At 56.7% G+C, this 13,923-nt stretch carries 10 protein-coding genes and 1 tRNA gene; 9 read left to right on the forward strand and 2 right to left on the reverse strand.

Annotation, left to right across the window (positions count from 1 at the left end; all coding sequences use genetic code 11):
* Positions 1 to 12: 12 nt before the first annotated feature.
* The 8 genes from pruA (at position 13) to ACTVJH_RS06950 (ending at position 10,228) form a co-directional block, all read left to right on the forward strand.
* Positions 13 to 3,012, forward strand: a complete 3,000-nt coding sequence (pruA, locus tag ACTVJH_RS06915) for an L-glutamate gamma-semialdehyde dehydrogenase (RefSeq protein ID WP_455988831.1) — start codon at positions 13 to 15, stop codon at positions 3,010 to 3,012.
* Positions 3,013 to 3,487: 475 nt separating this feature from the next.
* Positions 3,488 to 4,768: a trypsin-like peptidase domain-containing protein gene (locus ACTVJH_RS06920; protein ID WP_455988833.1), complete on the forward strand. Its 1,281-nt coding sequence runs from the start codon at positions 3,488 to 3,490 to the stop codon at positions 4,766 to 4,768.
* Between the two features lie 270 nt (positions 4,769 to 5,038).
* Complete coding sequence (alr, locus tag ACTVJH_RS06925) at positions 5,039 to 6,166, forward strand: alanine racemase (protein ID WP_455988835.1); 1,128 nt, start codon at positions 5,039 to 5,041, stop codon at positions 6,164 to 6,166.
* A gap of 116 nt (positions 6,167 to 6,282) precedes the next feature.
* A complete protein-coding gene (gene rpsF / locus ACTVJH_RS06930; RefSeq protein WP_455988869.1) occupies positions 6,283 to 6,591 on the forward strand; it encodes a 30S ribosomal protein S6 in 309 nt (102 codons plus the stop codon).
* Between the two features lies 1 nt (position 6,592).
* Positions 6,593 to 6,853 carry a 30S ribosomal protein S18 gene (gene rpsR / locus ACTVJH_RS06935; protein WP_455988837.1) on the forward strand — a complete coding sequence of 87 codons (261 nt, stop codon included), beginning with the start codon at positions 6,593 to 6,595 and terminating at the stop codon, positions 6,851 to 6,853.
* Positions 6,854 to 6,865: 12 nt separating this feature from the next.
* Positions 6,866 to 7,381: a 50S ribosomal protein L9 gene (rplI, locus tag ACTVJH_RS06940; RefSeq protein WP_455988839.1), complete on the forward strand. Its 516-nt coding sequence runs from the start codon at positions 6,866 to 6,868 to the stop codon at positions 7,379 to 7,381.
* A complete protein-coding gene (gene dnaB, locus ACTVJH_RS06945) occupies positions 7,305 to 8,801 on the forward strand; it encodes a replicative DNA helicase (protein WP_455988841.1) in 1,497 nt (498 codons plus the stop codon). Before rplI ends, dnaB begins: the two co-directional genes overlap by 77 nt.
* 125 nt (positions 8,802 to 8,926) lie before the next feature.
* Entirely contained in the window at positions 8,927 to 10,228 is a 1,302-nt protein-coding gene (locus tag ACTVJH_RS06950) for a phenylacetate--CoA ligase family protein (RefSeq protein ID WP_455988843.1), read from the forward strand.
* Positions 10,229 to 10,382: 154 nt separating this feature from the next.
* Here ACTVJH_RS06950 and ACTVJH_RS06955 read toward each other — a convergent pair.
* Both ACTVJH_RS06955 and ACTVJH_RS06960 read right to left on the reverse strand, forming a co-directional pair.
* Positions 10,383 to 10,458, reverse strand: a tRNA-Asn gene (locus ACTVJH_RS06955).
* Between the two features lie 92 nt (positions 10,459 to 10,550).
* The gene (locus ACTVJH_RS06960; RefSeq protein WP_455988844.1) at positions 10,551 to 12,959 is read right to left on the reverse strand and encodes a diguanylate cyclase domain-containing protein; all 2,409 of its coding nucleotides are present in this window, start codon (positions 12,957 to 12,959) and stop codon (positions 10,551 to 10,553) included.
* 228 nt (positions 12,960 to 13,187) lie between these two features.
* Here ACTVJH_RS06960 and ACTVJH_RS06965 point away from each other — a divergent pair, with 228 nt between their 5' ends.
* Entirely contained in the window at positions 13,188 to 13,823 is a 636-nt protein-coding gene (locus tag ACTVJH_RS06965; RefSeq protein WP_455988845.1) for an MBL fold metallo-hydrolase, read from the forward strand.
* Positions 13,824 to 13,923 lie beyond the last annotated feature (100 nt).

A 13,923-nucleotide genomic window follows, 5' to 3' on the forward strand; every position in this document is an offset into this window, starting at 1 on the left:
GGAGAGATACCTATGGCCGACGAACACATGAATCAGCATATCACAGCCCGGGGCAAAGAGTTTTTTGCCAGTATCAGCGGGGAGGCCCCGTCGATTTTCAACAAGGGATGGTGGACCGGCAAGGTCATGGACTGGGCCATGAAGAATGAAAATTTCAAGGTCCAGCTCTTCCGGTTCGTGGATGTTCTGCCCTATCTGAACACGGGCGATTCCCTGAACCGGCACATCCAGGAATATTTTGCAGCCGACAATCAGGACATTCCCGCAGTCATGAAGTGGGGGGCCAAGGGGGCCACGGGCATCGGCGGCAAGCTCGCCTCCAAGGTCATGTCCAAGACCATCCGGGCGAATATCGAGGGCATGGCCAAGCAGTTCATCATCGGGGAGAACACCAAGCAGGCACTCAAGACCCTGGCCAAACTGCGCAAGGACAACTTTGCCTTTACCATCGACATCCTGGGCGAGGCCTCGGTGAACGAGGCCGAGGCCGAGCAGTACATGAACTCCTACCTCGATCTCCTGGACGGGCTGAAATCCTCGTACACCAAATGGAACAATCTGGACAGCACCGGTGAACTCGACTGGGGGCACGCCCCTCGGATCAACATCTCGGTCAAGCCCTCCTGTCTCTTCTCCCAGGCCCACCCCTCGGATTTCGAGGGATCGGTCGCGGGAATCTGCGAGCGGATCATCCCCATCTTCCGCAAGGTGCGTGAAATGGGCGGGCATCTGTGCATCGACATGGAGCAGTATGCCTTCAAGGACATCACCCTGGAGTGCTACCGGAGAATCCGTTCCTCAGAAGAGTTCAGGGACTATCCCCAGCTCGCCGTGGTCCTGCAGGCCTATCTCAAGGATACGGACAGCGATCTGAGCGCCATGATCGAATGGTCCAGGAGTAAAGGGCTGCCCATCTCCATCCGTCTGGTCAAGGGGGCTTACTGGGATTACGAAACGGTCATTGCCAAGCAGAACGGCTGGGACATCCCTGTCTACGTGAACAAACCCGAAAGCGATATCGCTTTTGAGCGGCAGGCCACCAAGATTCTGGAAAACCACGATGTTTGCCATTTTGCCTGTGGTTCCCACAATATCCGGACCATCTCCGCGGTCATGGAAACGGCCAAGAAGCTGGATGTTCCCGAAGAGCGGTATGAATTCCAGATTCTCTACGGCATGGCCGAGCCCGTGCGCAAGGGACTGCTCAATGTGGCCAAGCGGGTCAGATTGTACGCGCCCTACGGTGATCTGCTACCGGGGATGGCCTATCTGGTGCGTCGTCTGCTGGAAAACACGGCCAATGAATCCTTTTTGCGTCAGAGTTTTGCCGAAGAGGCCGAGGTCGAACATCTGCTGGAGGACCCCAGGCTGACCCTGGAGCGGGAGCTCAAAAACAGGCCCGCCAAAAAGGAAGGTCGAAAGTCGGTCATCCAGAACGAGCCCTTTGCGGATTTTACCAAAAAAAGCATCCGGGACGGTTTTTCCGAGGCCATTGCCAAGGTCCGTTCCGAATGCGGCCAGGTCTGTCCCTTGTTCATCGGTGGTCGAGAGGTACTCACTGACGATCGTATGGATTCGGTCAACCCGGCCAATCCCTCGGAAATTATCGGTCAGGTCTGCCAGGCGGGCCAGGCCGAGATCGACATGGCCATGGAGGCCGCGGGCAAGGCCCTGCCCGCATGGCGTGACACCCCGCCCAGGGAGCGGGCCGAACTGCTCCTGCGGGCCGCTGATATCGCCCGAAAAAATATCTTCGAGCTGTCCGCCTGGCAGGTTCTCGAGGTGGGCAAGCAGTGGGATCAGGCCTATGCCGATGTGGGCGAGGGCATTGATTTCATGGAGTATTACGCCCGGGAGATGCTCCGGTTGGGAGCGCCCAGGCGAATGGGCAACGCCCCCGGCGAGGTGAACGAATATTTTTATCAGGGCAAGGGGATCGCCGCGGTCATCGGACCGTGGAATTTTCCCTTTGCCATCAGTGCGGGGATGACCACGGCTGCCCTGGTCACTGGAAACTGCGTGCTTTACAAACCGTCCGGACCTTCCTCCATGATCGGAAGCACCATCTCCCGGGTTCTCAGGGAGGCGGGTGTACCTGACGGGGTGTTCAATTTCGTGCCCGGACGCAGCAGCGTGATGGGGGATTATCTGGTCGAGCAGCCTGCCCTGTCCATGATCGCCTTTACCGGCTCCAAGCCCGTGGGACTTCGAATTATCGAAAAGGCCGCCAGGGTTCAGGAAGGTCAGAAGCAGATCAAAAAGGTCGTTGCCGAACTCGGGGGCAAGAACGCGATCATTGTGGACGACGACGCGGATCTCGACGAGGCGGTCCGGGCCATCATCTATTCGGCCTTCGGGTATCAGGGTCAGAAATGTTCGGCCTGTTCCCGGGTCATCGTTCTCGAGCCCATCTATGAAAAATTCGTACGCAGGCTCAAGGAGGCTGCCCTTTCCCTGGCCATCGGTCCTTCTGAAGATCCGGCCAATTATATGGGACCTGTCGTCAGCGAGGAGGCCCAGGAAAAAATCAAGAAGTGCATCGAGATCGCCAGCCAGGAAGGTGAGATCCTGGTCTGTCGCGACGATATCGATGTGCCCGGGTATTACGCTCCCCTGACTATTGTCGAATCCATCCGTCCCGAGCACCGCACCGCCCGGGAAGAGATCTTCGGACCCGTGCTGGCGGTCATGAAGGTCAAGGATTTCGACCAGGCCATCGAATGGGCCAATGCCACGGATTACGCCCTGACCGGGGCTGTTTTTACCAGAAGCCCCAAGAATCTGGAAAAGGCCCGCAAAAAATTCCGGGTCGGCAATCTCTACCTCAACCGGGGTTCCACCGGAGCGATCGTCGAACGTCAGGCCTTTGGCGGGTTCAACATGTCCGGCATCGGTTCCAAGACCGGCGGTCCCGACTACCTGGTCCAGTTCATGGATCCGCGGGTGGTCACGGAAAACACCATGCGCCGCGGTTTCACCCCCATCGAGGAAGGTGACGACTGGGTGGCGTAACAGAAGGCAAGATCTGGAAATAACGAAGCGGGATCGCATTCCATGGATGCGGTCCCGCTTCGTGCGTTCGGCCCCTGTTTCGGGCTGATGTGTTCTCAGGGCCGGCTTGCCCCGTTCTGTGCGCTTTGAAACTCCCTCGCCGGCCTCGTACCATCAAGCCGTTGCTTCATCAGAGCATAGTTTTCCGACAACATGTCCGGCAACGGCTTGATGAACGATGCCTGGCTCGGTCAGACAGTCAAACCGCACAGAACGGGGCAAGCCGGCCACCATATTCCAGGTACTTGTAAGAGAACACCTTTGCCTTGGAACCTTGGTGCGGATGCATTGAAATTCCTGCTGATGATGGCTATGGATCCACCGTATCCTGTTAAAAATATAAAGGGGTGTTCAAAGAGAAATCATGAACGTGATGCGCAGATCTGCTTTGTTTATAGGAATGATGCTTTGTGTTGCTGGTTACGTTTTGCCTGTGATGGCCGCAGATAATCTGCGCATGACCCCGGTGGTCAGGGCGGTTCAGAAGGTCGCTCCGGCCGTGGTCAATATTCATACCTCACGGGTTGTTGAACAGGAAATCAACCCCTTTGGCGGCCTGTTCGGGGGTGATCTGTTTGAACAGTTTTTCGGGGCTCCCGGAATGACCCGGCAGTTCGAGCAGAAGAGTCTGGGTTCCGGGGTGGTCATCGATGCGGCCAAGCGGCTCGTGCTGACCAATGCCCATGTGATCAGCGGGGCCTCGTCCATCAGGACGACCTTTCTGGACGGGCGGCAGTATCAGGCCGAACTGGTCGGATCCGATCCGGATTTCGATCTGGCCATTCTTCGGCTGGAGGGAAGCGACCAATTGCCCCAGATCGCTGTGGGCGACTCTTCGGATCTGCTCATCGGGGAGACGGTCATCGCCATAGGCAATCCCTATGGGTTCAGCCATACCGTGACCACCGGCGTTGTCTCGGCCATGCATCGGACCATCAAGACCAGACACGGTACATTTACGGATTTCATCCAGACGGACGCGGCCATCAATCCCGGCAACAGCGGGGGACCGCTTTTAAACCGGCTGGGCCAGCTCATTGGAATCAACACGGCCATCTATGCCGAGGCCCAGGGGATCGGGTTCGCCATTCCCATCGACAAGGCCAAGCGGGTCATTGCCGAACTCTTGAGTCACGGCCGGGTCGATCCTGTCTGGCTGGGTATCCGAGGTCAGGATGTGGATCAGCGTCTGGCGCGATATTTCGGACTCTCTGCTGTCAGCGGCCTTCTCGTTGCAGAGGTCTATCCCGATTCTCCGGCCCAACGTGCCGGTCTGCATCCCGGGGACGTTCTCTTGAGGATGGCCAAGAACGAGATTCCGGACAAACAGGGATATCTCGATCTGCTGCGCAATTTCACCCGGGACCAGCAGGTTCAGCTGGAAATCCTCAGTGGCGGAAAGCGGCGAACTGTCACGTCCCGTGTGGAAATCTTCCAGGACGACCAAGCCCTGGAACTGGCCTTTCGGATCTGGGGGCTGGAGGTGGCTTCGCGATCCGGCAGCAAGCAGCTCCTGGTCACCCGGGTTCGCCCCGACAGCCCGGCAGCCCGGCTGGGTCTTGAACAGGGCGATGTGGTGGTCAAGATCGCGGGACAGTCCGTGGACGACCCCGGGGATTTCGCCCTGGCCTTCAAACGGTACAGGATGCAGAACAGCCTGATTCTTCTTGTGGCCCGGGGCCGGCAGGGGTATTACGCCCGTCTTACGGTGCAGTGATGATCCGGGAAAAGGGCGATGGGCGGCAGTGTTGAGTGCGCAGGGCGTAGTACGAAGGGCACAGTGCGCAGTGCGCAGGGCGCAGTGAAAATATGCCGTTATGCCGGATCTGATTCTCGAATGGAGGTATGCCACAGCAAACCCATGCTGGTGCATCGAGATTCCGGCCTTTGCAGGGATGACGGCAGGCGGGGACGATTTGGCTTGAAAGGTGATGTTTTTTTTGCGGGATACGAGACAACTACCATATATCAAATAGAGATTCGAGATATGACCATCTGGTACAACCATGTTCGGACCAGGATCGATCTGGGGATTCTGGAGAATAATTTCAGGCTCATTGCAGCCAAGGCCCCGCGCCCTGTTCCGGTCGTCAAATCCGATGCCTATGGGCACGGCATCGGACCGGTGGCCTCGCTTCTGGCCCGATGCGGGGCGTCGATCATGGCCGTGGGTACCGTGGGCGAGGGCGTGGCCCTACGTCTGGTTCCCTTTGAGGGGAAGATTCTCTCCCTGCTGGGTCCGTTGCTGCCGGAAGAGTACCCCCTGCTGTGGGAGTACGATATCATGCCCTTTGTCTGTCGAGAGGAGCAGCTTCGGCTGCTCGAGCAGGAGGGGAGACTGCGGGGCAGACCCCTTGATGTCGCCCTGGCCCTGGATACGGGGATGGGACGGATCGGATTCGCTCCGAAAGAGTTAGGGATGATTCGATCCTGGCTCCAGGACGCCGAGTATGTTCGGGTGCACATGGTCTGTTCCCATCTGGCGACCGCGGACGAGCCCCAGAGTCGGGATTTTGTGCTCCATCAGGGAGATATGTTCACCAGGATGTGTGACGAACTGGCCGAAACCGGACTGGCCTTCAAACGATGTCTGGCCAATTCGGCAGCCATTCAGGCCTATCCCGAACTCGGATTTGACCTGCAGCGGCCCGGAATTACCCTGTACGGCAGCAATCCCTTTGCCGGAACCGAGTGGGAGGACACAGGGGAGGGGCTTGGGCCGGCCATGGAGGTGAGTACCCGGATCATCGCGGTGCATGATCTGGCCAAGGGGGCGCCCATCAGCTACGGACGGACCTTCTACGCGCCGCAGGATATGCGCGTGGCCATCGTTGCGGTGGGCTATGCGGACAATTATTCCCGGGGACTGTCCAATCGGGGAGAGATGGTCGTCCATGGACAGCGGGTTCCCATTGTCGGGAGGGTGTGCATGCAGATGACCGCCGTGGACATCACCCGGATCCCTTCCGTGGTCCCGGGAGATCAGGTTTTTCTCCTGGGCGGCCAGGGCGAAGATCCCGTCACTCCCGAAGATCTGGCCAAGTGGTGGGGAACCATCCCCTATGAGGTCTTTTGCCTGCTCGGCCAGAATGAACGGGAGTATGTTTCGGGATAAAAGATTGACATCCCCCCTCAAAAAAAATAGAAACCCCTCTTTCCTTGCTCTTCCGGCTTTCACGGTGTCGTGGGGGAACGGACGGGCCAATAGACCGCAAGGAGGTTTATTCGATGTTGCAAAAGTATGAAACCCTGTTGCTGATGAGCCCGGAGCTGGGTTCTGAAGCACGGCAGGAACTCCTGGATACCGTTTCCGGGATCATCGATCGTGACGGGGGCAAGATCCTGGTCGCGGACGATTGGGGAATTCGTGATCTGGCCTACCCGGTCCAGAAGGTTATGCGCGGCTACTATACACGGCTCGAATATGCCCTGCCCGGGGAGGCCGTTGCCGAACTGGAGAGGAATATTCGCATTGCCGACGGTATTTTCAAGTTTCTGACCGTCAAGCTTGCTGACACCTACGAGCCGGAGGGAGAATAACATGGCCTTTAAGAGACGTTTCACACCTCGGAGAAAGTTCTGTCGTTTTTGTGAAAACCCGGATCTTCCCTTGGATTACAAAAATCCCGAAATCCTCAAGGATTTCATCACCGACCGTGGAAAGATCATTGCCCGGCGTATCACCGGCACATGTGCGAAGCATCAGCGGACATTGACCCGCGAGATCAAGAAGTCTCGTCAGATGGCCTTGTTGTATTATACTGCTACGCATAGTTCCGAAGTCACGAAACGGACTATTTAGGAGAGTTGCCTTATGAAACTTATCTTGCGAGCAGATATTGATCATCTTGGTAGGCTCGGTGACCTGGTCACCGTCAAGCCCGGCTATGGCCGCAATTACCTTGTTCCGCAGGGGTTTGCCATGCTGGCCACCAAGGCCAACATCAAGGCCTTTGAATTCGAGCGCAAGCGGTTGCAGGAAAAAATGGACGCCATCCGTTTTGCCGCCCAGGAAGTTGCGGACAAGCTGGCCGAGGTTCACGTGGCCATCGACGTGCGTGTGGGCGAAGGCGGTAAGCTCTATGGTTCCGTCAACACGGTCAATATTGCCGAAGCCCTTGAAGAAATGGGGATCGAGGTAGACAAACGGAAGATCGTGTTGGATGATCCCATTCGCGCCCTGGGTGACTACACCCTGGAAGTCAAACTGCATCCCGATGTCAAAGCGGAACTGCGTGTTTCGGTTGTACCGCATGGACAGAAAGCCGATGAACCAGCACCCGAAGAATCAGACGAACCCGCAGCTGAACCAGTTTCAGAAGAAGCATAACGCCGGTTCGCAACATACCGCATCAAAGGGGTCGGCAGCAGGTCTTGATAAGGTCTCTGCCGACCTTTTGCGTAAACTTCCCCCCCAGAACCTGGAGGCCGAACAGGCTGTTCTGGGCGGTGTTTTTTTGCGCAACAGTATCTTTCATTCCCTGGTGGACATTCTCACCGAGGATGATTTTTATTCCCCGATTCACAGGCTTATCTTTTCCGCATTTCAGGATCTCTACCGCCGAAGTATTCCCATCGATCTGCTTTCGGTGACTGAATTTTTGGAATCCAACGGCAATTTGGACAAGGTTGGCGGGGGGATGTATCTTGCCTCCCTTGTGGAAACGGTCCCCAACGCGGCCAATACCCTGTTTCATGCCAATATCGTCAAGGAACGGGCCCTGCGCCGTGAGCTCATCGGCGCGAGCACAGACATCCTGACCCAGTGTTTTGACGCCTCCCAGAATGTCGAATCCCTGCTCGATGAATCCGAACAAAAAATCTTTTCCATCTCCGAGGCCAAGGTCAAACCCGTCTTCCGGTCGGCCAAGGACCTGGTGGCCGATGTATTTTCCGAACTGGAAAAGCGGGTCGCGCGCAAGGAACTGGTCACCGGGGTTCCAACCAGCTATCACAAATTCGACGAATTGACCGCAGGGCTGCAGCCCACCGACCTGATCATCGTTGCCGGCCGGCCGAGCATGGGCAAGACCGCCTTTGCCCTGAACATGGGCATGCGGGCCGCTGTCATGCACGATGTGCCCACGGCTATTTTTTCCCTGGAAATGTCCATGGAGCAGCTGATGATGCGCATGCTCTGCTGCTGGGGAAAGGTCGACCTGAGTCATCTGCGGAGCGGTTTTCTTGATGACGAGGACTGGAAGCGTCTTTACGAATCAGCTGAAGCCCTTTCCCGGGCCCCCATCTATATCGATGATACCCCGTCGCTTGGGACCATGGAGATGCGCGGGCGATGCCGCCGACTCAAGGCTGAAAAAAATCTCGGCCTGGTCATTGTGGACTATCTCCAGTTGATGAAGGCCAGCCACCGGATCGATTCCCGGGAGCAGGAGATTTCCGAAATCTCCCGGACCCTGAAGGCCCTGGCCAAGGAACTTCATGTCCCCGTGGTCGCCCTGTCCCAGCTCAATCGCAAGGTCGAGGAACGGACCAACAGGCGGCCCATGCTCTCGGATCTGCGTGAATCCGGGGCCATCGAGCAGGATGCGGATGTCATTGTCTTTTTATACCGTGACGATGCCTACAACAAGGCCGAGGACAACCCCAAGAAGGGGATCGCCGAGATCATCATTGGCAAGCAGCGCAATGGGCCGGTCGGTACGGTGGAGCTTTCCTATCTGAACAAGTATACCGCCTTTGAAAATCTCGCTCATATCGCACCTTCCGAGGACATGCCTTCGGGAAATTGATGAATTTCAGAACGTTGAGAAATTGCCGAGGCATCCTCTCTTTTTTGTAATCTCTTGAATTTCTTGAGTCTCTTGAATCTCTTAAATTTCTCAAATTTTGACCTGTAGCCCAAGGACGAGGAATCATGACCAACGACGTGTTCCACAAAAATGAACTACTCGATCGGGAATCCCTTGACGCCCTTCAGGGAGTGCGTCTCAAAAATACCGTCTTTCAGGCGAGCAAATCCAGGTTCTATCGGGATCAATTGTTCAGGGCCGGGGTGCGTGTCGCTGACATCAATGGGGTCGAGGATATCCGCAAGCTCCCTTTCACCACAAAGGACGATCTCAGAAATCAGTATCCCGACGGTATGCTGGCCATGTCGGTTGAGCAGATGAACAGGATGCACGCCTCATCCGGAACAACGGGTTCTCCCACCTGCGTTTTTTATACGAAGAACGACATCCAGACCTGGGCCGATCTCATGGCCCGGTGCATGTACGGTGTGGGTATTCGGCCCGAGGATGTTTTTCAGAACATGTCCGGATACGGCCTGTTCACCGGAGGTCTTGGCATCCACTACGGGGCCGAGAACCTGGGTTGCTGCACCATCCCGGCAGGGGCGGGGAACAGCAAACGCCAGATCAAACTGCTCAAGGATTTTCATGTCTCGGTTATCCACATCATTCCCTCCTATGCCCTGCACCTGGCCACGGTATTCGAGGCCATGGGCATGGATCCCAAATCTCTGGATCTTCGTGTCGCCATCATCGGAGCGGAACCCCATACCGAGGCGGTTCGCAAGCGGGTCGAGGAAATTTATGGCATCAAGGTCTACAATTCCTATGGGTTGTCGGAGATGAACGGTCCGGGCGTGGCCTTTGAATGTATGAAGCAAAACGGCATGCATATCTGGGAGGACGCCTATGTGGCCGAGATCCTCGATCCCGAGACCCTCGAGCCCGTGGCCGACGGCGAGATCGGTGAACTCGTCCTGACCACCCTGACCCGCGAGGGCATGCCCCTTATCCGCTACCGGACCAAGGATCTGACCCGGTTCCTGCCCGGAGACTGCGCGTGCGGCCGGACCCATCGCCGCCTGGACCGTATCCTCGGCCGGGCCGACGACATGATCATTCTCAAGGGGGTGAACATCTATCCCATGCAGATCGAACGGGTGCTCATGGATATCCCGGAAGTGGGTCAGAACTACCTCATCGTCCTGGAACGAGAAGGCTTCCTGGATCAGATGCGGATCAAGGTCGAGGTCAAGGACGAGTTCTTTGTGGAGGATATGCGGGTGCTCAAGGGTTTGCAGCAGTCCATTGCCCGGAAACTGCGTGATGAAATCCTGATCACCCCCCGCGTGGATCTGGTGGAGCACAACTCCCTTCCCCGCAGCGAGGGCAAGGCCAAAAGAGTGGACGACCGCCGGGAACAGTAGCTGATTTGTACCAGCCTTTGAGGTAAAGAAACCACATGGACACCCTCGATGGGGCGTGTCCATGTGGTTTCTCCATTTTTCCGGGCACATGTCTTTGAAAATGAAGACCACGCAAAAAAGCCTTCATGCAGACGCATGAAGGCTTTTTATTCTCTGGCTCCCCGGGTAAGACTTGAACTTACAACCTAGTGATTAACAGTCACCCGCTCTGCCGATTGAGCCACCGGGGAACGCGCTGGAACGACGTCCAGTGCGAATGCTTCTAGGTAAAGGGAAAACAGAAGTCAATGTTTTTTTGTGGACAAATCCGTTGTTGTCGGTATCAGGCCCCGGACTGGCTGCGCAGCTGGGCGGTTCTGGCTTCGTCCGTTTTGCCCAGGGTTTCCAGGGCGCGGGCCACCTCGATCCACAGGGCCGGGATGTCCGGGCGCAGGTGGACACTCTGTCGGGCCAGGTCTTCGGCGATTTCCGGGTCTTCGCCCCGGTCCAGATAAAGTTTGGCCAGCATGTTCAGGGCAAAGGCGTCATTGGGATCAAAAACCAGAGCCTGATGCAGAAATTCCCGGGCCTTGTCCTGTTCCTCCCTGTCCATGGCCAATTTGGCCAGGTGGCGTGCGGCCATGCCCTGGCCTTTATCGGTGTTTCCGGCTTCCAGGTAGCGCTCTTCTGCCTCCTCGAGATCCCCGTTTTTTTCCGCCAATTGCCCCAGTCGGATCAGCGAGTACACATGTTTGGGGTCAAGTGAGAGACATTTGATAAAGGCCTCGCGGGCCACGTCACGTTCATCGGTCTTGAAGCAGGCGCATGCGAAATTGTACCAGGGCATGAGATCCTCCCCGCCCTGATCCACCACGGTCCTGAAATGTTTTTTGGCATCCTCCATCCGTCCCAGACGGGCATAGCAGATGCCCAGGGAATTGCGTGCGAGCAGATTGTCCGGGTCAATCCCCAGAGCCCGCTGGTATTCTTCCAGGGCCGCATAGAAATCGCCTTTGGTGAACATCCGGTCCGCGCTGATGGTCAGGGAGATGGAGTCGAACAGGACAGCGCCCGGAGCCGGCAGCAAAAGGGCGTGGTCCAGGGCCTTGCGGCTATTGTCCAGGATTTCGGATTTGGCGCAATGGAAAAAAGGATATCCGGCCATACCGATGCGCAGATCACCCCCTGCCTCCTGTCCGAATGCGCTGCACAATTCCTGCCCCCTGGCAAGGGCGGTATCAGCATCTTGATCCGGAAGCCAGCAGATCAGGGTGTGGGCACTGTAGCGACCCACCAGACAGTCACCAAAAACCTTTCTCATGGACGTGTACAGATTCTCGAACCGCTGGTCGGATGCGGTATCATGGTGTGTGTGGGAACCGCTTGGTGGTATCATCCGAAAAAGAGCGAGCACAAAGGCCGAGGTCGCCGCACGCATCCGTGTCCAGGTCAGAATGAATTCCCTGAGACCGTGGATACCCTGTTCTTTGTGTCCTTTCTGGGTTTCACCGGATTGTTCGCTGCACAGGCCGGGAGAGTCCTGATGTTCGGCCAGGGTGAGTCTGTCTCCGGCATGGGGAGACCAGGACGGATCGTTCAAAAACAGGATCTCGCCCACGCTGGTCTGTTCCCGGACTTCCTGAACAAGGATTTCCCCCTTGTACATGTCCGGATACAGGGCGTCCTGATGTCGGGCCTCACCGACGTTGCCGGCTATTGTCCCCGGCCAGACGAGAAATCGCATCCCTTCGGTAAGATCGAGATTGTTCCCCGCATTGATCAGGACCCGGTTGAGGGGGAGTGTCTCAAGAACCTTTGCCCCCTGCTTGAGAATATCCCTGTACGAGAAAGCCCGATCGCCGCCCGCGGTCTTGGCTGACAGGGCCGCCTTGTGGGCTTTCTCCATGATGATCCGGGCCTGTTCTTCGGGAGCCCGTCTGAATTGGTTGCCCAGCATATCCGCCGGGTAGTTGGCATAGCCCGCACTGGCGGTCAGGGTGATGGATTCGCGGGAAATAGGGCTTTCCACGGGAAGAGCAGCGATCGCCTCGGTCAGCTTGCAGGCCAGATCCCTGCATCTGCTGGGTGTTCCCTGGGGCCAGAAAACGATAAAGGCCGCCCCTGCAGTTCGGCAGGCGTGGGCATGGCTCGGGCAGGTCGCTTGAATAACCTTGCCGACATCGACGAGGAGGGTGTCTCCGAAACAATGCCCGAACCGGGAGTTGATCGAGGTGAACCGGTCCATATCCAGGTGGATAAGCCCGAAGCATCCCCGGTAGCCTGTGTCGGCACTGGAATCGGGACCCGGCATGATGGATGCGAGAACATTGGTGATTTCGGTTTCCAAAAGGGACTGGAGAAAATAATGGTTGTGCAGACCGGTGAGCGGATCGGTGATGGCTGCACGGTAGAGGCAGACCGTATCAAGGGCCAGGGCGGCTATGCTGGGAAGGGTGCCCAGAATGGGTGTCAATGCCTTTGTATCGATCCCTCTGGCCACAAAGATGCCCAGAAGTTTTTCGCCGGATTGCAGGGGGATGTGTACCAGGTCCTTTTCCATGAATGCCAGCAGGGTGGTGCTGCCATCGGTGGGGATCATGGGGTTGGGGATGGACGTGGGGAAGCGGAGCGCATGGGTCTTGAAAGTGAAACACTGCCCAAAGCAGGCTCCCAGCTGAGGCTCGTAGACGATGAGGTCTTTGCCTGTCAGGGTCGATGGATCTCTGGGAAAGGAGATGGTCGGCAGATGCATAGTCGGAGAGGATAAAGGAGACAGGTGAAAGAGGGATGAAATTTGACAAACCGGCTCCGTTTTTGCCCCAGGCCTTCGCCTTTGTCCAGCCCTTATGATTTTTTACCGCATGACAGCCTCTTTCCTACTGGTCGGATATCGGGTATACATTCTGATTGTTGTCGCGATGGCGATGATAGCCGTGGATCCGGTATATCCCTTTTCATCCTCCAACCCCTGCGAGGTTGTGTGCTTTACGTACAAATTTTTCAGCTTGGTCCCTTGGAAACCAATTGTTACCTGGTGTACAACGATGCCAACCAGGCCCTGGTCATCGATCCGGGAGGCGACCCCGCGAGCGTGCTTGCCTTCATGAAGGACCAGGGACTTGAACTGACTCACATCCTGAACACGCACCTTCATTTCGACCATATCGGGGGCAATGGGGCTCTCAAGGATGCAACCGGCGTGGAGATTCTTGCCGGAGAACCTGACAAGGATCTGCTCCAAAGCGAACTCGGAGGCGGGGGATTCATGGGCTTTCCCAAAACCCCGTCCTTCTCGTTCACCCCCCTTGCACCGGGCACCCATACGTTTCTGGGCGAAACCTGTCATGTTCTGGCCACACCGGGGCATAGTCCTGGAAGTTTGTCATTTTATTTTCCGAGTCTGGGCGCGGTTTTTTGCGGGGATCTCATTTTTTACAGGTCCGTGGGGCGGACTGATTTTCCCGGCGGGGACGAAAATGTCCTCAAGGAGTCGGCCTATGCAAAGATTCTCGTTCTGCCGGAGGATACAGTCATCTACCCGGGGCATGGTCCGGAAACCGATGTGGGCGATGCCCGAAAGAACAACCCTTTTTTCAGCGATTTTCAGCTGATATAGAGCGATACGAGGAGACTATGTCCAGAAAGATCGTCCTGGATCTTCGCAGCAGGTGCTGAGGGGTCGGGCAGGAGGTAGGTCTTTATCTCCAGTTCAATCA

Source organism: Desulfoplanes sp. PS50, from assembly GCF_053851535.1.